This is a genomic window from Glycomyces sambucus, assembly GCF_900102815.1.
GTDB lineage: Bacteria > Actinomycetota > Actinomycetes > Mycobacteriales > Micromonosporaceae > Glycomyces > Glycomyces sambucus.
In genome coordinates this window covers 566,279-591,423 of the sequence record NZ_FNGF01000003.1, presented here as the reverse complement: position 1 = coordinate 591,423, position 25,145 = coordinate 566,279, and the positions used below count along the sequence as shown (strand labels likewise).

The 25,145-nt window shown below is 72.4% G+C and carries 23 protein-coding genes and 1 tRNA gene; 11 read left to right on the top strand and 13 right to left on the bottom strand.

Annotation, left to right across the window (positions count from 1 at the left end):
- Positions 1 to 86: 86 nt before the first annotated feature.
- Positions 87 to 848: an SGNH/GDSL hydrolase family protein gene (locus tag BLS99_RS12310; protein ID WP_218126439.1), complete on the top strand. Its 762-nt coding sequence runs from the start codon at positions 87 to 89 to the stop codon at positions 846 to 848.
- 234 nt (positions 849 to 1,082) lie between these two features.
- Complete coding sequence (locus BLS99_RS12305) at positions 1,083 to 2,156, top strand: DUF4253 domain-containing protein (protein WP_143034779.1); 1,074 nt, start codon at positions 1,083 to 1,085, stop codon at positions 2,154 to 2,156.
- A gap of 107 nt (positions 2,157 to 2,263) precedes the next feature.
- On the opposite strand, the gene BLS99_RS12300 is transcribed toward BLS99_RS12305, so the two are convergent.
- Positions 2,264 to 3,028, bottom strand: coding sequence for a TetR/AcrR family transcriptional regulator (locus BLS99_RS12300; protein ID WP_091049448.1), 765 nt, complete (start codon positions 3,026 to 3,028; stop codon positions 2,264 to 2,266).
- Positions 3,029 to 3,113: 85 nt separating this feature from the next.
- On the opposite strand from BLS99_RS12300, the gene BLS99_RS12295 reads away from it, so the two are divergent.
- The 4 genes from BLS99_RS12295 to BLS99_RS12280 all read left to right on the top strand — a co-directional run bounded on the left by BLS99_RS12295 (position 3,114) and on the right by BLS99_RS12280 (position 7,734).
- A complete protein-coding gene (locus BLS99_RS12295; protein WP_091049446.1) occupies positions 3,114 to 4,076 on the top strand; it encodes an ATP-binding cassette domain-containing protein in 963 nt (320 codons plus the stop codon).
- Positions 4,073 to 4,909, top strand: a complete 837-nt coding sequence (locus BLS99_RS12290) for an ABC transporter permease (RefSeq protein ID WP_091049442.1) — start codon at positions 4,073 to 4,075, stop codon at positions 4,907 to 4,909. Before BLS99_RS12295 ends, BLS99_RS12290 begins: the two co-directional genes overlap by 4 nt.
- A gap of 463 nt (positions 4,910 to 5,372) precedes the next feature.
- On the top strand, positions 5,373 to 7,097 hold the full coding sequence (locus BLS99_RS12285; protein ID WP_091049438.1) for an ABC transporter substrate-binding protein: 1,725 nt from the start codon (positions 5,373 to 5,375) through the stop codon (positions 7,095 to 7,097).
- 79 nt (positions 7,098 to 7,176) lie between these two features.
- Positions 7,177 to 7,734 carry a GNAT family N-acetyltransferase gene (locus tag BLS99_RS12280; RefSeq protein WP_091049435.1) on the top strand — a complete coding sequence of 186 codons (558 nt, stop codon included), beginning with the start codon at positions 7,177 to 7,179 and terminating at the stop codon, positions 7,732 to 7,734.
- 62 nt (positions 7,735 to 7,796) lie between these two features.
- Here BLS99_RS12280 and BLS99_RS12275 read toward each other — a convergent pair whose 3' ends face one another.
- The 8 genes from BLS99_RS12275 to BLS99_RS12240 all read right to left on the bottom strand — a co-directional run bounded on the left by BLS99_RS12275 (position 7,797) and on the right by BLS99_RS12240 (position 15,922).
- Positions 7,797 to 9,704, bottom strand: coding sequence for a beta-propeller domain-containing protein (locus tag BLS99_RS12275; protein ID WP_091049432.1), 1,908 nt, complete (start codon positions 9,702 to 9,704; stop codon positions 7,797 to 7,799).
- A 96-nt stretch (positions 9,705 to 9,800) separates the two neighbouring features.
- A complete protein-coding gene (locus tag BLS99_RS12270) occupies positions 9,801 to 10,643 on the bottom strand; it encodes a carbohydrate ABC transporter permease (RefSeq protein WP_091049428.1) in 843 nt (280 codons plus the stop codon).
- The gene (locus BLS99_RS12265; protein ID WP_218126438.1) at positions 10,640 to 11,629 is read right to left on the bottom strand and encodes a carbohydrate ABC transporter permease; all 990 of its coding nucleotides are present in this window, start codon (positions 11,627 to 11,629) and stop codon (positions 10,640 to 10,642) included. The genes BLS99_RS12270 and BLS99_RS12265 overlap by 4 nt, the downstream gene beginning before the upstream one ends.
- Positions 11,626 to 12,906 carry an extracellular solute-binding protein gene (locus BLS99_RS12260; RefSeq protein WP_091049424.1) on the bottom strand — a complete coding sequence of 427 codons (1,281 nt, stop codon included), beginning with the start codon at positions 12,904 to 12,906 and terminating at the stop codon, positions 11,626 to 11,628. Before BLS99_RS12260 ends, BLS99_RS12265 begins: the two co-directional genes overlap by 4 nt.
- A gap of 385 nt (positions 12,907 to 13,291) precedes the next feature.
- Positions 13,292 to 13,362 (bottom strand) — tRNA-Gly (locus BLS99_RS12255).
- A 79-nt stretch (positions 13,363 to 13,441) separates the two neighbouring features.
- Positions 13,442 to 14,254: a serine protease gene (locus tag BLS99_RS12250; protein WP_218126437.1), complete on the bottom strand. Its 813-nt coding sequence runs from the start codon at positions 14,252 to 14,254 to the stop codon at positions 13,442 to 13,444.
- Positions 14,255 to 14,502: 248 nt separating this feature from the next.
- Positions 14,503 to 15,336 carry a S1 family peptidase gene (locus BLS99_RS12245; RefSeq protein WP_176953331.1) on the bottom strand — a complete coding sequence of 278 codons (834 nt, stop codon included), beginning with the start codon at positions 15,334 to 15,336 and terminating at the stop codon, positions 14,503 to 14,505.
- A 112-nt stretch (positions 15,337 to 15,448) separates the two neighbouring features.
- Positions 15,449 to 15,922 (bottom strand): GNAT family N-acetyltransferase, encoded by a 474-nt coding sequence (locus BLS99_RS12240; protein ID WP_245712235.1) that lies wholly within the window; start codon positions 15,920 to 15,922, stop codon positions 15,449 to 15,451.
- Positions 15,923 to 16,421: 499 nt separating this feature from the next.
- On the opposite strand from BLS99_RS12240, the gene BLS99_RS12235 reads away from it, so the two are divergent.
- Entirely contained in the window at positions 16,422 to 17,525 is a 1,104-nt protein-coding gene (locus tag BLS99_RS12235; protein ID WP_091049414.1) for a PP2C family protein-serine/threonine phosphatase, read from the top strand.
- Between the two features lie 91 nt (positions 17,526 to 17,616).
- Here BLS99_RS12235 and BLS99_RS26205 read toward each other — a convergent pair whose 3' ends face one another.
- A complete protein-coding gene (locus BLS99_RS26205; RefSeq protein WP_176953330.1) occupies positions 17,617 to 17,754 on the bottom strand; it encodes a hypothetical protein in 138 nt (45 codons plus the stop codon).
- Between the two features lie 311 nt (positions 17,755 to 18,065).
- Between BLS99_RS26205 and BLS99_RS12230 the strand changes: the two genes are divergently transcribed.
- Positions 18,066 to 19,904, top strand: coding sequence for an acyl-CoA dehydrogenase (locus tag BLS99_RS12230; RefSeq protein WP_091049410.1), 1,839 nt, complete (start codon positions 18,066 to 18,068; stop codon positions 19,902 to 19,904).
- 71 nt (positions 19,905 to 19,975) lie between these two features.
- Here the strand turns inward: BLS99_RS12230 and BLS99_RS12225 are convergent, their stop codons facing one another.
- Positions 19,976 to 20,278 carry a hypothetical protein gene (locus BLS99_RS12225; RefSeq protein WP_091049406.1) on the bottom strand — a complete coding sequence of 101 codons (303 nt, stop codon included), beginning with the start codon at positions 20,276 to 20,278 and terminating at the stop codon, positions 19,976 to 19,978.
- Positions 20,279 to 20,302: 24 nt separating this feature from the next.
- Positions 20,303 to 21,814 (bottom strand): hypothetical protein, encoded by a 1,512-nt coding sequence (locus tag BLS99_RS26200; protein ID WP_176953329.1) that lies wholly within the window; start codon positions 21,812 to 21,814, stop codon positions 20,303 to 20,305.
- A gap of 184 nt (positions 21,815 to 21,998) precedes the next feature.
- On the opposite strand from BLS99_RS26200, the gene BLS99_RS12215 reads away from it, so the two are divergent.
- Both BLS99_RS12215 and BLS99_RS12210 read left to right on the top strand, forming a co-directional pair.
- Positions 21,999 to 22,322, top strand: coding sequence for a hypothetical protein (locus tag BLS99_RS12215; RefSeq protein ID WP_091049399.1), 324 nt, complete (start codon positions 21,999 to 22,001; stop codon positions 22,320 to 22,322).
- A 9-nt stretch (positions 22,323 to 22,331) separates the two neighbouring features.
- Positions 22,332 to 23,486, top strand: a complete 1,155-nt coding sequence (locus BLS99_RS12210) for a hypothetical protein (protein ID WP_091049396.1) — start codon at positions 22,332 to 22,334, stop codon at positions 23,484 to 23,486.
- A gap of 253 nt (positions 23,487 to 23,739) precedes the next feature.
- Here the strand turns inward: BLS99_RS12210 and BLS99_RS12205 are convergent, their stop codons facing one another.
- Complete coding sequence (locus BLS99_RS12205; RefSeq protein ID WP_091049393.1) at positions 23,740 to 24,414, bottom strand: hypothetical protein; 675 nt, start codon at positions 24,412 to 24,414, stop codon at positions 23,740 to 23,742.
- A gap of 268 nt (positions 24,415 to 24,682) precedes the next feature.
- Here BLS99_RS12205 and BLS99_RS12200 point away from each other — a divergent pair, with 268 nt between their 5' ends.
- Entirely contained in the window at positions 24,683 to 25,054 is a 372-nt protein-coding gene (locus tag BLS99_RS12200) for a hypothetical protein (protein ID WP_218126436.1), read from the top strand.
- Positions 25,055 to 25,145: the final 91 nt, after the last annotated feature.

The following is a 25,145-nucleotide window of genomic DNA, read 5'->3' as shown; positions in this document are numbered from 1 at the left end:
GGTGAGGCATGCTGGTCAGCGCCCACGAGGCGCAGTTCTCGAATCGACGGCGCGGGTGCGGACCCGGCGAACATGGAGGTGGGGCAGTGGCGGCGGAGTACTCGAGTTTCGTGGCCATCGGCGACAGTTTCACCGAGGGGGTCGGCGACCCGGACCCTGACGGCGACCGCGACCGCGGCTGGGCCGACCTCTTCGCGGTGCGCGCCGCCGAGCAGTGGCCCGCGTTCGCCTACGCGAACCTCGCTATCCGGGGCCGCCTCTTCGACCGCATCGTCGACGAGCAGGTGGTCCCCGCGATCAAGCAGAGCCCCGACCTGGTGTCCTTCGCCGCGGGCGGCAACGACGCGCTGCGCCCCGGGTTCAACCCGGTCCAGCTCGCCACCCGCCTCCACGAGGTGGTGCGCCTGTTCAAGGCGTCCGGCGCCGAGGTCGTCCTCTTCACCTGCGCTGACGTCACCCCGCACATCCCGGGGATGGCCATGCTGCGCAAGCGGTTCATCACCACCAACGACGCGTACAAGAAGGTCGCCAAGCGCCACGGCGCCGTCCTGGTCGACCTGTGGGGCGACCGGGCCTTCGACGACCCGCGGCTGTGGTCCGCCGACCGCCTCCACCTGAACACCCTCGGCCACAAGCGCGTCGCCCACGACGTGTGCCTGGCCCTCGACGTCGAGCCGGACCCGGCATGGCTCGACCCGCTCCCCGACCACCCGCGCCCCCGCCGCGACATGAACGGCGTCCAGTGGGCCGGCCGGCACCTCGCCCCCTGGGTCAAGCGCCGCCTCACCGGGAAGTCCTCAGGCGACACCGTCCACCCCAAGCGCCCCGAACTCACCAAGGTGAAGTGAACCCCATGGCCATCATGTTCAAACTCCTCGCGATCCTGGTCGTCATCCTGGTCTGCGCCTTCCTCTTCGGCCTCCTCTTCAAGAAGGGCCGCGGGCGCTGACGCGAGCCCGTTCCGGTGAATTCGTGCGCCCCAGTTCGGGGGTGGGCGTGGCGGTTTCGGCGGAGACAGGGCATCATGGTTCATTGTGGGACTCCTCCAGCGTCTGTTGGGGCGCCGGGACACACCAGATTCAGTGCCAGATCCCGCCGCCCAACCCGAACCTGCCAACGAGCCCGAGACGCCCGAGCCCGGCGCGTCCTCAGGGGCTCTCGGCGATGCCGCCCCCGAGAACGGCCCGGACCCCTCGCCGGTAGCCCTGGAGGAGGACAGCATCGCTCCCGCAACGCCCGTGACCGGACTCCGGCTCGTGCCCGACCTCGCACCCGAGCGACCCGACCCGGCGCCCGCCGCCGCGGTCCCCGCGCAGCCCGAGCCGGGAGGCGAGATCTTCGTCCCCGAGCGCCCGCGCCGGGAACTGCTCACACTGGACAAGCCCGAGCCGCCCCGCCCGGGCACCGGCCGCGACGAGATGATGCCCCGCATCGACTCCGAGGACCTCGACATCGCCGGGTCCCCGCGCGCCGACCTGCGCGCCGCCGGCCTGGCCGTCCCCAAGATGCACCAGCTCGTGCGCCGCGGCGACACCGCCATGTGGGCCTTCGCCGTCCGCGCCTCCGAAGCCCTGCGCTGGTGGCTCGACATCCGCCAGGCCGCCGACCAGACCGGCTGGATGCCGGTCCTCCTCGGCCCGCCCGAGGAGTGGCGCGACAACGGCGAGGCGATCATCCACGAGGGCGACGACGAGCTCGCCCGCGCCGACGAGATCGACGCCGCCGAACTGCTCCACGAGAAGGGCGCCGAGGCCGGCGAGCCCGCCCGCGGCGTCCCGATCCTGCCCCGCCGCGGCGACTCCGACTTCGCCACCCCTCAGCACGAGGGCCTCCTCGGCCTCGTCGAGACCGACGCGGGCTGGAAGATCCCGGCCATGTTCCCCTGGAAGGGCTCCACCAACTGGGAGCTCTACGGCGCCGAGCACGCCTCGGTCCTGCGCAGCTGGAACCGCCGCTTCGAGGCCGAACTGGTCGCCATGACCTACGACGTCGTCGAGCTGTACGTCCCGCACCCGCCCTCCCGCGAGGAGGCGCTCGCCGTCGCCTCGGAGGCGTACGCGTACTGCCCCGACCTCCTCGACTCCGGCGTGCCCACACTGGAGGACCTCGCCGAGCACATGATCCGGTCGAAGGCGTGGTACTTCAGATGGGCGTAGCCCTTCGGAACGGGAAGTGCAGTCGATGGGCGTAGCCCGTCGGAACGGGAAGCACAGCAGACGGGCCTAGCGCCCGTGGGGAACGGCCGGTGGACCCGTCCGCCGGCCTATTGGCTGCGGGACGCCTCCATGCGCGGGGCCAGGCCGTCGAGGAACCGCTCCAGGAGGTAGCGCATCGCCTCGTGGGCGGTGATGTTCCACGCCTCCTCGTCGGTGAACCCCGCGAGGTGCGGGAACCGGCCCGACTCGATGGCCCGGTCCAGGTACGGCGCCTGGACGTCCCACCACTCGCGCTCGTTCGCCTCGGGGACCTCCACGGCGCTGTCGCGCATGAGGTACTGCCGCGCCGTGCCCGTCACCAGGTTCATCACGGCCGTGATGACGAGGTTCATCTCCCGGTTCGACAGGTCGTGCCCCGCGAACGCCGACAGCGCGAAGTCGTACCCCGCCATGGAGTCCGGCCCGAACACCGGCCGCCGCTGGTTGATCTCCAGGATCCACGGGTGGTCGTCGTACGCCGACCACGTGCCCTCGGCCAGGAGCTCCAGCCGCTCGCGCCAGGTCATCCCCGTCAGGTCCGGCTTGGCGTCGCCCTCGAAGCGCGAGATCCGGTCGACCATGAGGTCGATGAGCTCCTTCTTGCCCGGGACGTACCGGTAGATCGTCATGGCGCCCACGCCGAGTTCGGCCGAGACGCTGCGCATCCCGAAGCACGAGCCCTCGCGGTCGGCCACCGCGATGGCGGCCTCCACGATCCGGTCGACCGTGAGCCGCGGCTTCGGCCCGGGGCGGCTCTGCTGCGGTTCGAACTCGCGCCAGAGCAGCTCCAGGCTGCGTTCGGGGTCGCCCGCCCCAGTCTGTGGTGTCGCCATAGGGGCCTCATGATATCGCGCTTGCTAATCGGGTACGCCGTATGCTATTACTGAGTACAACGTACCCGATTAGGGAGACCAGTCGATGACCACCACGACCGTCGAGGCCGCCGGCCTCGGCAAGCGATTCAAGGACACCGCCGCGCTCGACGGCTTCGACCTCGTCGCCGAGTCCGGAACCGTCCTGGGGCTCCTGGGCCCCAACGGCGCCGGGAAGACCACCACCGTCCGCATCCTCACCACCCTCCTGCGCTACGACGCCGGGCGCGCCGCCGTCGCCGGGTTCGACGTCGCCAAGGAGGCCCGCCAGGTCCGCCGCCGCATCGGCCTCACCGGCCAGCAGACCGCCGTCGACGACCTCCTCACCGCCCGCCAGAACCTCGTCCTCTTCGGGAAGCTGTTCCGGCTCGACAAGACCCGCGCCGGCGAGCGCGCCGACCGGCTCCTCGCCCAGTTCGGGCTCGCCGACGCCGCCGACCGCCAGGCCAAGGGGTTCTCGGGCGGCATGAAGCGCCGCCTCGACCTCGCCGCGAGCATGATCCTCGCCCCGCAGGTGCTCTTCCTCGACGAGCCCACCACCGGCCTCGACCCGGCCGGGCGCCGCGAGGTCTGGGACGCCGTCTCCGGCCTCGCCGCCGACGGCACCACCGTCGTGCTCACCACCCACTACCTCGACGAGGCCGACCGCCTCTGCGACCGCATCGCCGTGATCGACCACGGCCGCAACCTCGTCGACGACACCCCCGCCGGGCTCAAGCGCCGCATGGGCGCCGACCGGCTCGAGATCGTCGCCGCCGACCCCGCCGACCTCCCCGCCCTGGAGCGGATCGTCGCCGCGGTCGCCGAAGGCGACGTCGCCGCCGACGAGGCCGGACTCACCGTCTCCGCCCCCGTCAAGGACCCCGTCCCGGCCCTCACCGCCGCCGCGACCGCCGTGCAGGACCAGCGGATCACCGTCGCCGACCTCGGCCTGCGCCGCCCCACCCTCGACGAGGCGTTCCTCGAACTCGTCGGCCGCCCCGACCAGCCCCAGGAGGCCCGCCAGTGACCGCCGTCGCCCCGCTCCCCGACGAGACCCTCGCCGGCCGCGTCAAGTGGACGCTCCACGACTACCGCACCATCGTGGGCCAGGAGTTCACCCACCTGCTCCGCGAGCCCGCCAACTTCGCGTGGACCCTCGGCTTCCCCATCGTCATGGTCCTGCTCTTCGTGTACGTCTTCGGCTCCGCCATGGACGTCACCGGGCAGGGCGCCGGGGTCGACTACGTCGCCTACGCCATGCCCGGCATGTTCGCCATGACGATGGCCTTCGGGTTCATGAACACCGCCATGGCCGTCGCCTACGCCAAGGAGAAGGGCATGGTCGACCGCATCCGGTCCATGCCCACCGCCTCCTCGGCGGTCGTGGTGGGCCGCAACATCTCCGACACCATCCACGCCGGCGTCGACCTGCTCGTGCTCTTCCTCATCGCGCTCGCCATCGGCTGGCGCAGCGAGGGCACGGTCTGGGAGACCCTGGGCGCGTTCGCCCTCCTCATCTGGCTCCGCTTCGCGCTCATCTGGATCGGCGTCTGGATCGGCCTCATGGCCAAGAACGTCGAGCAGACCGGGAGCCTCTTCGCGCTCGCGTTCCCCTTCGGCATGGTCTCCTCCGTGTTCACCCCGCCCGAGCTCATGCCCGGCTGGCTCGGCGCCATCGCCGCGTGGAACCCGGTGTCCGCCACCGCGACCGCGATCCGCGAGCTGTTCGGCAACCCCGTCGCCACCGGCGGCTCCTGGCCCGAGCAGCACGCCCTCGCCGCCGCGGTTCTGTGGCCGCTGCTCATCACCCTGGTCTTCCTGCCGCTGGGCGTGCGCCGCTTCCGCAACCTCGGCCGCTAGCGGCCGGCCGGACCTGAAGGAAACAGGAACAGGGGCCCGCGCCGACCGGCGCGGGCCCCGCCCGCACTCCCGGGAGATCTCGATTGGATACCGATCGTGGGAGCGATTGCGAATCGCGGCGTGCAATTGACGTATTTATCCCTGCAATTGCGACTAACCGCCGCACGAAGCGTTCTGACAACGCTTCCAATCTGCGATAACGTTCCCCTACCGCGAGGACGCGCACCCCCGTACGGCAGCGACCCTGCCGCACCCCCGGCCTCGCGCACCGGCGTCCGGAGCGCTCCGATCGGGCGGCTCCGACCGACTCGCGGTCGCAACCCGACATGCGGGATCGATCTCCTCCGGCCCCATCGCCATCGGCCGCACCGTCCGGACCGCCCGCCGCCCGCGCGGCGGCGCCCTCACACCGGAACCCGGCGCCGGCGAAGCGGGTCGCCCGCACATCGAAAGCAGAACCGACATGACCAAGCGGAGACACCTCCCCGCGCTCGCCGCCACCGCGGCCCTGGCGACGGCGGCGTGCAGCGACGACGAATCACCCGGGGCCGGCGACGACGCGAGCCGCCTCGCCATGGACGACTTCCCCCGCGGCGAGACCCTGTACTCCACCGGGACGGCCTGGGGCCCGCCCGGCGACTTCAACCCGATCAGCGCGGGCCAGGTCACCGGCCTCAACGGGCTCGGATACGAGTACCTGTTCCTCCTCGACACCGCCGAGCAGCGCCTCACCCCCTGGCTCGCCGAGTCCGGGCAGTGGACCGGCGGCCTCGAATACGAACTGACGCTCCGCGAGGGCGTCTCGTGGAGCGACGGGAAGCGGCTCACCGCCGACGACGTCGCGTACACCGTCGAGCTCGGCAAGATCGACGGCGTGCCGTACGCGGCCGTCTGGGACTGGCTCGAAGCGGTCGAGGTCCTCGACGAGCGCTCGCTGCGCTTCACGTTCTCCGAAGCGCGCCATCAGGAGTGGGACAACTTCCTGTACACCAACGAGATCGTGCCCAAGCACGTATACGAGGCGTACACACCCGAGGAGCTGGTGAGCGGCACCCTCGACCCGGACCCGGTCGTCTCCGGCCCGTACGCGGTCCACAGCTACGACGAGACCCGCGTCGCCTGGGTCCGGCGCGACGACTGGTGGGCCACCGAGGCGCTGGGACTCCAGGTGCGGCCGCGGTTCATCGTCGACCTCGTCACCCCCGGCAACGCCGACATCCTCAACATGCTCATCGAGGGCCGGCTCGACCTCGCCAACAACTTCATGCCCGGCGTCGACGACTTCCTCACCGGCGACCCCGCGCTCACCACCTACTTCGACAAGCCGCCCTTCATGGCCCCGTTCAACGTGGCGATGCTGGTCCCGAACACCACCCGCGAGCCCCTCGACGACCCCGAGTTCCGGCGGGCCGTCGCCTTCGCCATCAGCCCGGGGCAGATCGTCGACGCCGTGTACGGCGGCATGGTCACCGAGGCCCACCCGACCGGCCTCCTCCCGGTCTGGGAGCGCTACTACGACGCGGAGGCGATCGGCGACGACGGCTTCGTCTTCGAACCGTCCCAGGCGGTCGCGATCCTCACCGAGGCCGGGTACACCGACGAGGACGGCGACGGCTTCGTCGAGACCCGCGAGGGCGAGCCGTTCTCCCTCCAGCTCATCGTCCCCGACGGCTGGACCGACTGGGAGGCCGCCGCCCAGTCCCTCGCCTCCGACCTCGTCGACGCGGGGATCGACTGCACCGCGGTGTTCCTCGACGCCGCCGAGGTCGACGCCGCCCGCGAGTCCGGCGACTTCGACCTGGTCGTCAACAACAACAGCCGGATCACCAACTCGCCGTGGAGCCACTTCCAGAACCTCTTCCAGCTCCCCGTGGCCGAGATCCAGCGCAACGGCAACTTCTCCCGCTGGGAGAACGAGGAGGCGTGGGAGCTCACCCAGGAGCTCTCGACCCTCGCGACCGACGACCCCCGCTACGCCGAGGTCATCACCGAGCTGGAGCTCATCACCGTGCAGGACCTCCCGGCGATCCCCGTGTGGTACAACGGCGCCTGGTCGCAGGCGAGCAACGCCGTGTGGACCGGCTGGCCCACCGCCGAGCGCTCCCCGGGCGTCTACCCGAGCTTCTGGAACGAGATGTGGGGCATGGGCGCGGTCCGGATGCTCGCGGACCTGCGGCCCGCCGAGTAGCGCCGCGGGCCCGGGCCGGCGCCGGCCCGGGCCCGCCCGTGAGACCATGTGGCACACCCGATCCCGATCTGGAGGGCACATGTTCGCAGGACCCCTGGGGGACGGCGCCGAGCTCGCCCCGCTGCTGCCCGAGCACGCCGAGGAGATGACGGCCCACATGGACCGCGGCCGCGAGTACATCGGCCGGTACGTCTCCATCGCCGACCGGTGCGCCGACGTCGACGGCACGCGGGCGCTCCTGGAGGTCTTCGCCGCGCGGGCCGAGGCGGACACCGGGCGGATCTGGGGCATCCGGCTCGACGGGGCGCTCGTCGGCGGCGTCCTGTTCCGCACCTTCGACACCGTCATGGAGACCGCCGAGGCCGGCTGCTGGCTCGAGCCCGCCGCCGTCGGCAGGGGCCTGGTCACGCGGGCGACCACCGCGATCATCGACTGGGCGGTCGAGGAGCGCGGCATCTACCGCGTCGACTGGTACGCCTCGGACCGCAACGCCGCCAGCGTCGCGGTCGCCGAGCGCCTCGGCATGACCCGCGAGGGCCTGCTGCGCGCCGCCTACCTGCACCGCGGCGAGCGCTACGACATGGAGGTCTGGTCGGTCCTCGCCCCCGAATGGCGCGAGCGGCGCCGGGACCGCTAGACGCGGACAGGGCCCGCACCGCCACCCGAAAGGCGGTGCGGGCCCGCTTCTTCCCCCGGCCCCTAGAACCCGATCCAGGCGGTCTGCGCGTAGCCGCCGCCGAGTTCGTTGGCCTGCAGGCCCTCCGAGGAGAGGGTCCAGATCTGGTCGCCGACGACGAGGGCGCGGACGATGCCCTCCTGGTAGGGGTCCTCCAGCTCGTGCTCGATCCAGGCGGCCTCCTCCAGGGAGTCGGTGCCGATCGCGAGGACGAGCGCCCCGGCGGTGTAGTCGGCGTAGTCCCGGCCCCAGTCGTTGACCGGCAGGACCGCGATGCTCGCGTCCTGCCAGTACAGGAACGCGTGCGGGTCGTACTCGACCGCGGAGGCCGCGTTCTCGCGGTGGTACTGGTCGAGGACCGCCGCCTCCGGTGCGGCCGTGTCGAACAGGCTCACCTGAAGGCCCGTGGTCATGCCGTCCTCGGTGGCCTCCTGGCCGACGCCGAGGAGCCGGTCCTCGCCGACCGGGTGGAGGTACCCGGAGTAGCCGGTGATCTTCAGCTCCCCGGTGACGACCGGGTCCGCGGGATCGGAGAGGTCTACTGTGTACAGCGGGTCGGTCTGGCGGAACGTGACGATGTACGCGGTGTCGCCCATGAAGCGGACCGCGTAGATCTGCTCGGTGACACCGAGGTCGGTGACCGACCCGGTCTCGGTGAGCGCGTCATCGCCGACGGCGAACACGGTCACCGTGGACTTCGAGTCCTCCGGCTCGGGCGCGACCTCCGCGCCCCAGGCGCAGTCGGCGGCCGGCCCGCAGCCGCCCCACCAGCCCCACATCGCGTCGTTCTCGGTGGTGGCGACCCGCAGGTGGCCGTCGTACTCGCTGAGCGAGTACTGGTTCAGCAGCGACCCGGGCACGGTCGCCTCGCCCGCGAGGGCCGGTTCGCCGCCGTCGAAGCGGAACCGGTAGATCTCGGTCTCCGACTCGGGTTCGTCCTCACCCCAGCCGTAGTCGTAGTGGGCCAGGTAGAGGCTGTCGGCGGTGCCGTGGACGGTCTCGCCGTCGGCCATCACCGTGTGCGGGGCGACCTCGTCCCACCCGCCCGCCGCGGCGAGGCCGAACACGGTCACCGCGGAGCCGCTGAAGCGCTCGGGGTGCGCGATGTCGCCGCAGTCGACCTCCCCGGCCTCGCCGTTGACGGTGAAGCCGGGGACCCAGTCCTCCAGGGTCGTCTCCCCAAGGGCCGCTTCGAGGTCCGCGAGATCGCCGCCGCCGCCGTACAGGACGTCGTAGACGGGCTGGATGAGCGGCTGCGAGGACACCGCGAACCGCAGCTCCCCGCCGACCATGCGGGCGTCCACCATGGACCCCTCCATGGCGAGGCTGTCGCGCACCTCCAGGGTCGCGGGGTCGAGGCGGTCGACCCTGAACTCGCTGTAGTAGGTCTCGCCGTCCTGGACGTCCTGCGTGTACATCGCGAACAGGCCGCCGTCGCCGAGGAACAGCTCGTGGCTCCACGTCGTGTCGTCGAAGGCGTGCTCGGCGACGACCTCCCCGGAGGCGATGTCGACCACCCGGAGCGTGTTGCGGACGACACTGTAGACGGAGGTCCCGTCGGTCTTGACGATGTCGGGCTCGTCGACCCCGGCGACCTGGTTGTTGGTCTGGGAGTAGGCGTCGGCGCCCTGCCCGGAGGCCGGCGCGGCGCCCGCGTCGGAGGCGGCCATGTCGCCCTCCTCCGCCCGGGCGCCGTCCTCCACGGAGCCGCCGGCGAAGTACTCGCCGGTCTGCCACTGGGACATCATGGCGAGCGCGGCGTCCTGGATGCCCTCCAGCGCTTCGTCGCAGCCGCCGTAGGAGGCGAGCTGCGCGGAGGCGGGGACCCAGGGGACGCTGTCGACGACGGGGTCGTCGCCCTGCTGCGAGGTGCACCCGGCGGCGGCGAGGGCGGCCGCGCCCGCGAGTGCGGTGAGGAGTTTCGCTTTCATGCCTCTCGGACGCCGCGCGCGCCGGGCCGGTTCCCGGTGCGCGCGAAAAAGGGCCCGGGGGGCCAGCCGACCCCCGGGCCCTTCCTCGGACGCGTCTCAACCCTTGGTGCCGCCCGAGGTCAGGCCGCTGATGAGGTGCCGTTCGGCGAACGCGTAGAACACCAGCGCGGGCAGCATCGCGAGCATGACGAACGCCAGCACCTTCGCGGTGTCCGAGGCGTACTGGCCGCTGAACTGGGTGACGCCCAGCGGGAGCGTCCACCAGGTCGACTTCTGGAGCACCACCAGCGGGAGCAGGAACGAGTTCCAGGAGCCGACCAGGGCGAGCACCGAGACGGTGGCGAGCACGGGCCGCGCCATCGGCAGGAGGATGCGGGTGAAGAACAGCCACGGCCCGGCGCCGTCGATGGTGGCGGCCTCCTCGACCTCGCCGGGGATGGAGCGGAAGAAGGTGCGCAGGATGATGATCGTCAGCGGCAGGCCGAACGCGGCCTGCGGCAGGATCACGCCGAAGGGGCTGTTGAGCAGTTCGAAGCTGCGCAGGATGATGAACAGCGGCAGCACGGCCACCGCGAAGGGGAACATCATCCCGGCCGCGAAGAGCGTGAACAGGCCCTCGCGGCCGCGGAAGGCGTAGCGGGCGAACACGAACGCGACCATCGCCGAGCAGATCACGACGATGAACGTGGTGACGAGCGCGATGAAGATGGAGCTGAAGACCTGCTGCCAGAACGCCCCCGACTCCAGGACGTCGGTGTAGTTCTCCACGTTCCAGGGGCTCGGCAGGCCCAGGGCGTTCTCGCGGAGCTGCTGGTTGTCCTTGAAGCCGCCGAGGAGCGCGAACAGGATCGGCGTGGCCACGAACGCGGTGGTGAGGAACGCGGCCACGTAGAAGCCGGTGTGCCGCAGCAGGCGGGCCCGGCGCGTGTTGACGCTCATGAGCGGTTCCCCCCGGCGGTGGTGAGCGACCCCTGGAGGTCGCGGTTGAGGACGTAGCGCTGGTACAGCAGCGCGAACACGAGGCTGATGACGAACATCGCGATCGACAGCGCGGAGGCGTAGCCGATCTGGTTGCGCTGGAAGCCCTGCTCGTACATGGTGATCGCGAGCGTCTCGGAGGCGTGGAACGGGCCGCCGCCGGTGAGCACGTACACGAGGTCGAACAGCTGCACCGAGCCGATGACGGACAGGAACACGATCATGCGGACCGTGGGGCCCATGAGCGGCAGGGTGATCGAGCGGAACGCCTGGGCACCGGTGGCGCCGTCGATGGCGGCGGCCTCGTACAGCTCGTCGGGGATGTTCTGGCGCCCGGCCAGGAACAGGATCATGTGGAAGCCGAAGAACTTCCAGGTGAGGATCCCGAAGATGACGAACATGATGATGTCGCGGTCGGACAGCCACCCGATCTGGGCGTCGATGCCGAGGTTGGCGAGCAGCGAGTCGGCGAAGCCGCGCCGGGGCGAGAACACGAGGCGGAACAGGACCGCGGTGACGGCCTCGGTGAGGACGTAGGGCACGAAGAACAGCAGCCGGAACGCGGTGCGCCCGGGGAACCGCTGGTGCAGCAGCATCGCGAGCCCGAAGGACAGCGGGAGCTGGACCAGCAGGGAGAGGACCACGATGAGCGCCAGGCGCCACAGGTCGCCGAGGAAGACGTCGTCCTGAACGAGGTTCCGGAAGTTCTCCAGTCCGATGAACTCGGTCGGGACGCCGCCCAGGCCGTTCCAGCGGAAGAACGCCACGTACGCGGCGAACAGCACCGGCAGGATCACGAACATCAGGAACAGCATCAGGCCGGGCGCGATGAACGTGGCGAGCGTCCCCGCGCCGGGGCGCCCGGACCGCCGGCGCGGGCGTGAGCCCGCGCGGCGGTCCGGGCGCCCCGTTACCGGGGAGACCCGAGGGGACTCCTTGATCGTCACGCTTCGGCCGCCCAGGCCTCGTTGACCATCGCGACGAAGTCCTCGGGGGTGAGCTGGCCGAGGAGCAGCCCCTCGGTGGCGTCGTTGATGACGCCGCCGATGGCCGGCGGGTACGCCTGGTCGAGGTAGAGCTGCGTGCCGGTGGCGGTGGCGAGCGCGTCGACGACCTTCTGGGTGTCCTCGTTCAGGTCGGGCGCGACCGCGGCCACGTCGGCGGCGACCGGGGTCAGGTTGCCCTCGGCGATGGCGCGGGTGTAGTTGTCGGGCTCCATGAAGTTGCACAGGAAGTCCAGCGCCTCGTCGGGCGCGTCCGCGGCCACCGCGTAGCCGTTGCCGCCGCCGAGCCACTCGGTGGTGGTGCCGGTGCCGCCCTCGACCGTCGGGAAGGGGAAGAACCCGAGGTTCTCGGGGCCCTCGGTGCCGGAGTTGTCGCGCTGGGCCTGCGGGGCCCACTGGCCCATCAGCTCCATGGCGGCCAGGCCCTCGCCCATGGTCGCGGACTGGCCGTCGGCCTCGCCGTAGACCGCGGACTCGAAGCCGGGCTGGAAGGGCTCCAGGGCGGCGAGGTCGGCGACCATCTGGCCGGCCTGGACGAAGCCGTCGCCGGAGAAGTCCCCGGCCTCGGCCGCGGAGGCGAGGCCGTCGAGGCCGACGGTGCGCATCGCGAGGTAGGTCCAGTAGTAGTGGCCGGGCCACTTGTCGGCGCCGGCGAGGGCGATCGGGGTGATGCCCTCGTCCTTGAGCGCCTGGACGGCGGCGAGGAACTCGTCCCAGGTGGCCGGGGGCTGGGTGATGCCGGCCTGGGCGAAGAGGTCCTCGTTGTACCAGAACCCGACGACGCCGGCGTCGAACGGCATGCCGTAGAGCTTGCCGTCGATCGTGTAGGGCTCCAGGGCGATCGGGTTGATCGAGTCGATGCAGTCGAGCTTCCCGGTGAGGTCCTGCACGAGGCCGGCCTCGACCTGCTCGGCGAGGACGCCGCCGCCCCAGGTGTGGAAGATGTCGGGCACGTCGCCGGACTGGGAGGCGGTCCCCATGCGGTCCTTGAACGCCTGGTTCTCGATGGCCTGGACGTCGATGGTGATGTCGTTGTCGGCCGCGAAGTCGTCGGCGAACTCCTGCCACGTCGACATGAGCGGGTCCTGGTTCTGGATGTGCCACCAGGTGAGGTCGGCGTCGCTCTCGCCGCTGTCGCCGCACGCGGCGGCGGTCAGCGCGAGCGCGGCGGCCGCACCGGCGGCCACCAGGGCCCGGGGCCGGAGAAGGGGGTTTCGCATGGTGGTCCTTTCGAGGGATGAGGGTCCGGCGTCCTGGGCCGGGGCAAGAGGGATCGCCACCGAAACTTTCAGGACAAGTACCGGAAACTTTCGATGCGGTCATAGTACCTGCGGGCTCTCGGAAAGTGAAGGGGGTCTCTATGGGCAGCTAGCGCGGGCGAGGAAGTGATCGATAACTTGAAATGTCCCTGCACGTGGCGGGGCCTGTCTCCGCCACGAAATCGTCGAACGGGCGTCGAACGGGTGTCGATGCGGAGTCGAACGAGCGCTGGGGAAGGGCCGGGGAAGGGGTCGATCGGGCGTCGAACGGCCCTTCGGAGGTGGCGTGGGGCGGGCACGGAAACGGCCGCCCCGGAGACCGGGGCGGCCGTGGAAGTCCTCGCGGAGCGGGTGACGAGAATCGAACTCGCCTCTCAACCTTGGGAAGGTCGCATTCTACCAATGAACTACACCCGCGAACTCCGCCTGAACGGAGCCGCACCGAGTATACAAAAGGCCCGGAGGCCGCGCCCGGTGCCCCGGAGGGTAGCCCGCGCTACAGGGTCGCGAGGGCCGCGGTGATGTCGCCGTGGAGGAGGCCGACGTTGGCGTAGACGCCGGGGTTGCCGGCCTCGGCGCAGCCGTAGCCCCAGCTGACGATCCCGACGAGGACGCCGTCGGCGGAGACGAGCGGGCCGCCGGAGTCGCCCTGGCACGAGTCGACCCCGCCGTTCGCGAGGTCGCCGGCGCAGATCATGGTGGCGGCGTCGAACTCGGCGCCGTAGGCCCCGGCGCAGTCGTCGGCGGAGACGTACGGGACGTCGGTGTAAAGGAGGTCCGGCGACATCGAGCCGGACTCGGTGGTGCCCCAGCCGGCCACGGTCAGGGTGCCCCAGTCCCCGGTGTCGGCGTCGGCGAGCGGGAGGGTCTCGGCCCCGGTGATCGGCTCGGCGAGCTTGATGAGCGACCAGTCGTTGACCATGGTGGCGCCGTCGAAGCCGTCGGCGACGACGATCTCGGCGACCTCGTACACGTCGGTCTGGGCGATGTCGGTGTCGCCGTGGCGGATCACGACGTCCGCGGCGGCGGAGCCCTCGGTGCAGTGGGCGGCGGTGAGGACGACGTCCTCCTCGATGAGCTGGCCGCCGCAGTAGTTGAAGGACGGATCGGCGGCGTCGGCGAGGGCGACGGTCCACGGGAACTGGCCGTCGGCGGCGGGCCGGCCGCCGATGATCTGGGCGTCGAAGTCGCCGTCCGCCGCGGCCTCCTCGGCGTTCGCGCCGGTGGTGGAGAGCGCCAGTGCGGCGGCGCCGAGTCCGGCGGCGACGGCCGCGCCGATCCTGACGAGGTTCTTTCGGTTGTGCTTCACGCGAGAAATCCTTTCGAGTGGGTGGATTCAGGCGTTCACCTGCCGCACGTCAGCTTACGGGAATATCGCTCATATATGAATATTCCGCACCTCAGCTGTTTTTCAGTGAATAGCGGTGCATTCACTAACGTCATATGGCAATAGGGACGGATGAATGAGAATGGTCCATTCCGGACTCCACTGGACCGGGTCCGGAGACGGCGGGAGCCGGGCGGACCGCGGTCCGCCCGGCTCCCGCTTCCAGTCGGCTACTCCCAGCCGGCCAGGACCTCGTCGATCGCGGCGGCGAAGCCGGCGATCTCCGAGTACACGCCCGGGTTCCCGGCCTCGGCGCAGCCGTAGCCCCAGCTCACGATCCCGACGAGCACCTGCTCCTCACCCGCGGGGGTCATGATCGGGCCGCCCGAGTCGCCCTGGCAGGAGTCCACCCCGCCGTTCTCCAGGTCGCCCGCGCACAGCATCGAGGCCGCGTCGACCTCGCCCGGGTAGGCCGCCTCGCACGCGGCGTCGTCCACGAAGGGCACCTCGACCCACTCGGCGACGACCGGGTACTCCGACCCCGTGTTGCCCCAGCCCGCGGTCTCCAGGGCCGCGTACTCGGCCGCGTCGGCGCCGAGCGCGATCGGCTCGACGTCGACCGGCTCGGCGAGCTTGAGCAGCGCCCAGTCGTTCGCCATCGCGATGGGCGCGTTGTAGTCCTCGGCGACGTGGAGGTCGGCGACGGCGGTCTCGACGATCGCGTCGGACTCCAGGTCCACCGAGCCCGAGAAGATCACGAGGTCCTCGGCCGCGGCGTCCTCGACGCAGTGCGCGGCGGTGAGGACGACGTCGGCGGCGATCACCGAGCCGCCGCAGAACTGCCGCTCCCAGGGGGTGCCGTCGCCGGGCGAGCCGAGCCCGACCAGCCAGGGGTACTGGCCCTCTTCGGCGGGCTGGCCGCCGATGACCTGGACCTCGACGTCGTTCCCGGGCGTGTTCTCCTGGGCGTTGGCGGCGGTCCCGGCCCATGCGAGGGCCGCGGCGCCGAGCGTCGCGGCGGCGCCGGCGCCGAGGCGGATCAGATGCTTCCTCTTGTTGTCCACTTTGATCCTTTCGGGGTGGAGGTTCGGAAAAGACCGTTCGGTCTCTCCTGTCCGAAAGGCGCCATCAGCGGCTTTAGTGGTTGCGTGCCGCTTGCGTCGGCAATTCAGTGAACTAGTGTGGAAGGTCGCTCGCGAGCTCCTTGCCGAGGTGGATCGAGCCGTCCTCCGCGGAGTAGTACCCGAACCCCGGCACGGGCGTGTAGCCCAGCAGCTCGTACATCGCGACCGCCTCGGGCTGGCGCGGCCCGGTCTCCAGGATCACGCGCTTGCGGCCGGCCTCCGCCGCGGACGCCTCGACCGCCGCCACGATCCGCTTCGCGAGGCCCTGGCGCCGCGCCGAGGCCCGCACGAACACGCGCTTCATCTCGGCGTCCTCGCCGTGCGAGCGCCAACCGCCGCAGCCGGCCGGCTCGCCGTCCTCGCCGTAGGCCACCAGGAAGTCGCCGTTCGGCGGGGCGAAGTCGGCGTCGGCGAGCTCGGTCATGTCACCGGAGCCGTAGCGCTGGACGTACTCGGCCTGCACCTCGTCGCACAGGGCGCGCGCGACCGGGCTGCCGTAGGGGGTTCTGGAAAGCGTGAACTGCACGGCCCCAAGACTCGCACGACCGCCCGTCACCGCGCCAGCGCTTTTCGTCACGTTCGGGACGGGCCGTCCGGATCCCGCCGCAGGCCGCGGACGGTGCCCGCGCCGCGCGGGCCCTCCGGGCGCCGCCCCAGTTCAGGGCCCCGAAACCCTGTCCGAACGGAGGATGTTCCCGGGCCCGTTCGGCGCCTACGTTCGACCGAACGCACCGACTTCGCCGTCACCCGGGCGGCGACGTCCTCCACGCCCGGTAGCGCCGCGCCGACCATTACGATCTTCACAACGGCGATGGTCGAAACGGGTCCGGCACTCCGGGCTTCGCACCGCCGACGGCCGGGGCCGGTGCTGACGACACCCCCGGCCGCAGCGAGGGCGCGGCGAACCCCTCCGGCCCTCCCGGGGGCCGGGCGCAGGCGCGTCCGAACCGGAGACCCCACGAGGGGCCTCCGGCCGCATGCGGGCGCGCGCCCGCGAACCCGGTGGGAAGGAGGCATGCATCCACATGCGCACTACGCAGCGCCGCAGGCCGGCCCCGGCCCTGGGCGACCTGTGGAAGGGCTGGTCCGCGCCGTCCGTGCGGTCGGCGTTCACCGCCGCGTTCGCGGTCGTGGTGGTCCTGGTCGGGCTGCGCCTGACCGTCCGCGACGACTCCCACGCGGTGTCGTGGCTGGCGCTGCCCCCGCTGGCGGCCTCCGCGTTCCTGCCGTGGCGCTGGGTCGCCGGGGTCGGGGCCGCGAGCATGGCGCTGGCCTTCGGGTACCTGTGGATGCTGCACGACTTCTCGATGTCGGGCGTGGCCCGGCACGGCGTGGACTTCCTGGTGGTGGCCGTGGCGGTGGTGATCGCGGCGGCGGTCGCGGTCGTGCGCGAGCGCGACGACGACCGGCTGCGGCGGCTCGCGCAGCTCGCCTCGGTGGTGCAGCAGGCGATCCTGCGGCCGATCGGGGAGCGCTTGGGGCCCTTCGACATCGCGGCCCGCTACGTCTCGGCCCGGTCGGGCGCGGAGATCGGCGGGGACCTGTACGAGGCCCTGGACACCGAGTACGGGGTGCGGATCGTCATCGGCGACGTGCGCGGGAAGGGCCTGGACGCGGTGCGGCTGTCGTCGACGGTCCTGGGCTCGTTCCGGCACGTGGCGTTCGAGCGGCCGGACCAGCGGTGCATGGTGGCCGACCTCGACCACGCGGTGCTGCGCAACGGCGGCGACGAGGACTTCGTGACGGCGATCCTGCTCCAGGAGCGCGGCGGGACCCTGGAGATCCTCAACTGCGGCCACCCGCCGCCCATGCTGGTGCGCGACGGGGTGGCGACCTACCTGGAACCGGAGTCGATGGCGCCGCCGCTGGGCCTGGGCCCGTCGGCGCAGGAGCTGACGGTGCGGCTCCAGCCGGGGGACCGGATCTTCCTGTACACCGACGGCCTCGCGGAGGCGCGCAAGGACGGGGAGTTCTTCCCGATCCGCGAGCGCGCGTGGAGCCTCATCGGGCACGGCAACACCGGCGACGGCCTGGCCTCGCTGGAGACGGCGCTGCGGCGCTGGGTCGGCGGTCCGCTGACCGACGACATCGCGCTGCTGCTGCTGGACTACCGCCCGGGGGCGGACTAGTCCCTCGGGCGCCCGATCCGGCACCGCCGCAGGGCGAGGAGCCGGGAGCGGGCGCGGCGGCGCCTGGTGAGCCTGACGGGCAGCCGGCGGCTCACCGCGCGGCCTCCTGGACGGGGGCCGGGACGGGCAGGCGCAGGACGCGGTGGAGGACGGGCCGCGCGCGGCGGTGGCGGCCGATGTAGGCGGGCCCGACGCGGGCGGCGAGCTGGGAGGCGACGGCTCGGATCATGGGGTGCTCCTGGTGGTGGGGCGCGGCGGTGACGCGGTGGTGCGGGTGGTGGGCTCGTCGGTTCGTCCCGCCCGGTGCGGGCGGAGTCGCACAAGCGGTCTGATGCCCGGTTCAACGAGGCACGAATGCGCCGGTTACGGCGTGCGCGGGGAGACCTCCACGATCACCCGATCGAGCGGCGCCCGGGGCGGCGCGGTGTCGGGTATCCGACCGCGACACGCCTGGCGAACTGCGCGGGGTCGCGGGATCCTTGAACAGATTACTGACGGGTAATATGATGGGGGTTACCACTGAGTAATGGAGGACCCGCAATGACGCACTTCCGCCACAACCTCCGAGACCTGGAGTTCAATCTCTTCGAGGTCTTCGGAGCGGACAAGATCCTCGACCACCAGGTCTACCCGGACCTTGACGAGGCCACCGCCCGCGAGATCCTGGCGGAGCTGGCCCGCCTCGCCGAGAACGAGCTGGCCTCCAGCTACGTCGAGGGCGACCGCAACCCGCCCGTCTTCGACGCGTCCACCGCGTCGGTGACGCTCCCCGAGGCGTTCAAGAAGTCGTACCGGGCCTTCATCGACGCCGAGTACTGGCGCCTGGACCTCCCCGAGGTCCTCGGCGGCACCTCCGCGCCGCGCATGCTCTGGTGGTCCCTCGCCGAGCTCGTGCTCGGCTCCAACCCCGCCCTGTGGATGTACGCCGCCGGCTCCTCGTTCGCGCACAGCGCCTACCGCGAGGGCACCGCCGAGCAGCAGGAGTGGGCCAAGCTCTTCGTCGAGAAGGGCTGGGGCGCGACCATGGTCCTCACCGAGCCCGACGCGGGCTCCGACGTCGGCGCCGGCACCACCAAGGCCCGGCTCCAGCCCGACGGCTCCTGGCACATCGAGGGCGTCAAGCGCTTCATCACCTCGGGCGACCAGGACATGACCGACAACATCATCCACTACGTCCTCGCCCGCCCCGTGGGCGTCGACGGCGCCGGCGGCCCCGGCACCAAGGGCCTGAGCCTGTTCATCGTGCCCAAGTACCTGTTCGACCCGGCCACCGGCGAGCTCGGCGAGCGCAACGGCGTCAAGGTCACCAACATCGAGCACAAGATGGGCCTCAAGGTCTCGGCCACCGCCGAGCTCACCTTCGGCGAGAAGGCCCCCGCGAAGGGCTGGCTCCTCGGTGACAAGCACGAGGGCATCCGCCAGATGTTCCTCATCATCGAGTACGCGCGGATGATGGTGGGCACCAAGGCCATCGCCACGCTCTCCACCGGCTACCTGAACGCGCTCGACTACGCCAAGAGCCGCATCCAGGGCGCCGACCTGCTCCAGTCGACCGACAAGACCGCCCCGCGCGTGCCGATCATCAAGCACCCGGACGTGCGCCGCTCGCTCCTGCTCCAGAAGTCCTACGCCGAGGGCCTGCGCGCGCTCGTCGCGTACACCGCCTCCTGGCAGGACAAGGCCGTCCTGGCCGAGGCCGACGGCGACGAGGACGCGGCCGAGACCGCCAAGCGGATCAACGACCTGCTCCTGCCGCTCGTCAAGGGCTGCGGCTCCGAGCGCGCCTACGACCTGCTCAGCTCCGAGTCGCTCCAGACCTTCGGCGGCTCGGGCTACCTCCAGGACTACCCGCTGGAGCAGTACGTGCGCGACGCGAAGATCGACACGCTCTACGAGGGCACCACCGCCATCCAGAGCCTCGACTTCCTGTTCCGCAAGATCATCAAGGACAACGGCGAGTCGCTCATGGCCGTCGCCGGCGAGATCATGGAGTCCACGCAGGACGGCCACGCCGACCTCGGCGACGTGCGCGCCCGCGTGCTCCGCGCCCTCGGCGACGTCCAGGGCATCATCGAGGCGCTCCAGCCCTCGCTCATGGCCGCGATGGGCGACGAGCCCCGCGACCTGTACAAGGTCGGGCTGCACTCCCGGCGCCTGCTGCTGGCGGTCGGCGACCTCGTCGTCGGCTGGCTCCTGCTGCGCCAGGCCGAGGTCGCCCAGGCCAAGCTCGACGCCGGTTCGGACGACGACTTCTACCGCGGCAAGGTCGCCGCGGCGAAGTTCTTCTCCCACGAAGTGCTCCCGCGGATCACCGCCGACCGCAAGATCGTCGAAGCGGCCGACCTGGTCCCGATGGACCTCCCCGACGGGGCGTTCTAGCACCACGCGGACCGTGGCACGGCTCGGGCCGCACCTCCTCCAGGAGGTGCGGCCCGAGCCGTCTCCCTCGCCTAAGCGACGGTCCCGACGGTGAAGAAGAACCCCGAGTCGCCACCCTCGGTCTCGGCGAGCGCCGACTCCAGGCCGTGCAGCGTCCCCCGCAGGTACTGGAGGCTCCGCCACATCGCGGCGTGGAACTCCAGGTACCGCGACGCCGCGTCGGCCGCGCCCGGCGCGGTCCCGAACGCCGGTGCCCGGCTCAGGGTCCCGGTGGCCAGCACCGGGATCACCTCGCCCTCCAGCTCGTCGATCAGCTCCAGCAGGAACAGCCGGTACTCCTCGACCGCCGCCGGGTCGTACACGCGCTCGCCCATGGTCTCGCTCCTTCGCTCCGCGGATCAGTTGTAGGGGTCCTCGTTGGGCCGCACGTAGCCCCACGGGTTCCCGGTCTCGCGCCGGGCCAGGTCCTGCGGCGCGTCCTCGTCCTCGTCGTCCGCCTTCGCCCTGCCGCCCTTGGCCTCCGCGCCGCCCGCCCGCACCTGCTGCCCCGCAGGCCCCGGGCCGTGGAACAGCCCGCCGCCCTTGGCCGCGCCCGTCCCGCCGGCCGTCGCGCCCGGCGACACCGCCGGACCGAACAGCCCCTGCGGCACGCCTCCCGCCGGCACCGCGACGGCGCCGCCGCGCCCCCCGGGACCGGACCCGAGCGCCCCCGCCGCACTGGCCGCGCCGCCGGCCCCGAACGACCCGCCCGAGCCGCCCGCCAGGCCGCCCGAGACGGCCTCGTCGTCATCGTCCTCCGCAGGCTCCCAAGGGGTCTCCTCCGCGCGGACCGAACCGTCGCCGCCCGGCGGCACCGGACTCGGGTCCTCCACCGCCTGCGGCACCACCGGATCGGCCGGCCGCTCCGCCTCCGGCGCCACGAGATCCATATAGGACGCGTCCGCGCTCGCGGGGTACGGCCGGTCCTCGCCCGTGACCGCCACGGCCGCGAACTCCGCCGACTGCCCGTCCCGCTTCGCCGTGATCGACTCGTCGATCGCCGGCTGCCGCTCCACGTACGCCGCCAGCTCCGCCTCCACCCGCGCCCCGAAGACCTCCTTCGCCTCCTGGCCCGCCAGCGACCTGACGTCCGCGACCAGCGCGCCCAGCCCCGACAGGCCCGCGCCGACCCGCTCCTCCACGAACTCCCGCACCTCAGACGCCAGCCCCGGGTCGGCCCCCGCCAGCTCCAGCGCCCGCTCCGCCTCCGCGCACGTCATGGTGATGCAGTCCCCGTGCCACCACGCGGGCCGCACGTGCAGCGCCGCCAGGTCCGACCACTCGCCCTCGACCCCCACCAGCGGTGCCGGATACGGGATCTCGCCCGAGTCGCCGCCCTGGAGCGTGTACACCGCCGCCTCCCGGCGCTCCAGCTCCGCCGCGGCGCCCTCCAGGTCGTCGAGTGCGCCCTCCACGAGCGCCCGCGCCAGGTCCGCCTGCTCCGCGAACACGTCGAAGTCGTCCCCCGCCCAGCCCTCCGCGAGCACCGCGAGCTTCGACCGCAACCGCTCCGGCCAGCCCGCGATCCGCTCGCCCACCTCGGCCGTCCAACCGGTCCGCAGGCGCTGCAGTGAGAACGCGTCCGCGTCCTCCGGCCGCACCGCCGCCACCGCGGCCCGGAAGTCGGCCTCCGTCGGATACGCCATCCCCTCGCAGCGCGGCCGCAACCGCCCCGACTGGCCCTCGACCGGCACCGCCGACGCGAGCTGCACCCAGTCCTCCTCCGCCGGGTGCGCCACCGGATGCGGGCACGCCCCGGCCGAGCACCCGGCCCGGCCGCCGCCGGACGCCGGGGCGCCGAACGCGATCGTGAACCCGAACGACGGCGGCTCCAGGCCGCTGTCGCCGGTCGCGAACAGGTCGTCGGTCATCACAGCACCTCCCGAGTGGACCCGGGGGTCCTCGTCTCCGTGCGGCCCATGGAAGACCCGACCGTCACACATCCGTCATCGGGCCGCCCGCCGGGCGCGGTGACCGATCGGTGGCCGCGGCGGCGACAGTGCACCCAACGCCGCCGGGCGCCCGCCCGGGAGTGCGGAAGCGAAGGAGGAACCCATGACCGTGCACATGGACGTCGACGACGTGCGAGCGGGCGGCACCGGCCTGCGCGCCCTGGCCCCCGGCGGCCAGGCCGCGTCCAGGCGGGTGGAGCGCCCGGCGGCGACCGCCGCGGACCGCAACCGCGGCTTCGCCACCGGCGAGGCGGGACGGCGCTGGCAGACCTCGCTCGCGGCGGTGACCACCGGGGTCGAGCGGCGCCTCGCGTGGCAGGGGGACCAGGTCGTCGGCAGCGCCGACGACGCCGAGGCGAACGACCAGGCGACCGGGACCCGCTTCGGCGACATCGGGAACCGCATCCAGACCGGCCCGCAGCGATAGGAGCGGACGATGCCCACGTACCAGGACGCCCTCGCGGCGGACCCCTCCGAGTTCGTCGCCTACGCCGCCGAGATGGCCGCGGCCGCGGCGGACCTCGCGACCCAGCAGACCGACTACGGCCGGAAGGTGGCCGACATCAACGCGCACTGGCGCGACACCGCCAACGACGCCTTCAACGGCGAGGTCGGCAACGTCACCGCGCATCTGGCGCAGGTGATCGGCGAGATCACGGCGACCGCCGGGAGCCTCGCCGCGGCCGGCGGGCAGATGCTCACCGAGTGCACGCTGCTGCGGGCGGCCGACACCGGGCTGAAGGCGCTCGGGTTCGACGTGCAGCCCGCGCCGCTGGTGACCCTCGGGGCCTTGCAGCGCACGGCGATCGCGATGGCCGGGCCGTTCGGGGGCCTCATCGAGGCCGCGCTCCAGGCGCAGGCGCTCGCCGGGACGCTCGGGCTCCAGGCCCTGACGACGCTCGTGAACGCCGCCGACGCGACGGCCGGTGCCGCGGTCGCCGCGGCGGCCGACCTCCTGAAGCCGTTGGAGGACAAGACGGGCGCGGGCGACGACCGCAGCATGAACGCCATGGCCGAGGACCACTCCGCGGGCGGGGACCCCGGGGAGGAGGGCGCCGAGGAGGAGCCGGCAGAGGAATCGGAGGAGGAGCCCGAGGAGCCCGAGGAGGAAGCGGAGCAGGAGGAGCCAGGCCAGGAGTCGCCGCAGTCCGAGGCTCAGCAGCCGACGACACCCGAGACCCCCGCGGGCATGGACGACCTCGCCCAGCCGAAGGTTCCCGACCTCGAGAACCCTTGGGACGCCTCCGAACTCGCCGACCCCGACGACCTCTCCGGCGGCCTCGCCTCTGGCGGCGGCCTCGGCGGCGGTGCTGGTCCGGGCTCCGGCCCGGGCGCGGGCGGCCTCGCCACGGGTGCGCTCGGCGCCGGGGCGGGCGGGGCGGTGGGTGCCGCCGCTGCCGGCGTCCCGGGCGGCGGGGCCGTCGCCGCCGGGACCGGTACGGGCTCCGGCGGCGCGGGCATGGCGGGCGGCGGGGCGCGCGGTGCGGGCGGCGGCTCGGACGACGAGACCGCGCGCGAATCGAAGCTTTTCGAGGACCCGGACGAGGACGTCTGGGGCATCGCGAAGGCCGCCGACGACCGGTACGAGTAGGAGTCGTCGGCGAAGGCCCGGTCCCGGCAGGGGGACCGGGCCTCGTCCGTTTCTGGGAGTGACCGTCAGGCCGTGCCTGGGGTGGCGGTCGGGCCGAGTCCGATCGCAGGCGGCAGTCGGGTCGAGGCTGGGTCGTGCCCGGGGCGGTGGTCAGGCCGTGCCGGGGGTTGGTGGTCGGGTCGTGTCGGGGATGCGGCCGGGTCGCAGACTGCGGCCAGGCCAGGCCAGGCCAGGGCCGCGCCCGGGGTTGCGGTCAGGCCGGGGGCGGCGCGAGGAGTGCCGCGAGCGCTTCGTGCGCTTGCGACTGGGCCGCTTGGACGGTGGCGGTCGCGGTGGCCGACAGCTCCTCGCACTCGGTGTCGAGGGTGGCGTTCGGGACCAGGAACTTGAACCCGGTGAGGCGGCCCTCGATGTTCACCTCGGCCGAGCACAGGTCGTCGTCGGTGGTGTGCGCGAACCGGTCGGCGGCGCGGGCGGCGATGCGGTCGCGCAGCTCGTCCCCGCGGCGGTCGGGGACGCGGGCGGCGAGGAGGTCCGGGTGGGCGCGTTCGAGGTTGAGGACGTGCTCGGAGCGGGTCTTCTCGGCGCCGTCCCATGCGGCCTCGATCGCGGCGGCGACGGCGGGGTTGCTGAGGCGGTCGACCGTGGGGCTCAGGGAGAGGGTGCGCAGGCGGCCGAGGTGGTCGAGGCGGACCCAGGCGACGCGACCGGGGTCGGTGCCGTCGAACGTGCGGTTCGCGAGCTCCTCGGTGAGGGCCTGCGCGCGCTCGGCGAGGTCGGCGGCCCGCTCGTACCGGTCGCGCGCGGGGGCGGCGGCTAGGGCGCGCTCGACCGACTCGCGCGCGGGCCCGCCGGGCAGCCGCTTCGCGGCGCGGCGCGCGGCCTCCAGGCGGTCCTCGTAGTCCTCGGGGATCTCGATCCGGTTCATCGGGCGTACCTCCTCATGCGCTGACGCCCACGACCATCGACGCCCCGGCCACCGATCGGTCACCGATCGGTCATCTCGGGTGGTGACGGGGCGGACTGCGGAGGTGGGCTGTGAAGGCGCGCTGTTCTGCGGCTGGTCTGCGGCCCCCGCCGCGCAGCGGGGGCCATGCGGGTGCGGGCGAAACTCCGCGCGCTCCAGGAGGACCGGTGACCGGGCACCAGGTGGGAAACCGTTTCGGGGCTGGTCGGGCCGGTGCCATGATGGGCCGATGAGCGAACCGTCCCCCATCGTGCACTCCGCTGAGGACCCCATCGAGCACCCCGCGGCGAACGGCGCCGCGGCGACCGGCGGACCGGCGATCGAGCTGTGCTGCCTGCTCCGCGCCCGCCCCGGCGCCGAGGCGGCCATGACCGCCTACGAGGACGCCGTCCTCCCGCTCATCGCCGAGCACGGCGGCGAGATCGTCTCCCGTGCCATCGGCGACGGCGCCGACGGCCAGCCGCACGAGGTCCACACCTACCGCTTCCCCGGGCAGGCCGCGATCGACGCCTACATGGCCGACCCCCGCCGCACCGCCCGCACCGAGGAGCGCGACCGGACCGTCGCCTCCACGGTCCTGTTCCCCGTGCGCCTCGCCTGAGGGCGCCGCCGCTCCGCGGAGCGCCCGCGCTTCGCGGCGAGCGGCGTTCCGCCCCATATGGGACACTGGAATCCCCTGGTGCCGAGCGAAA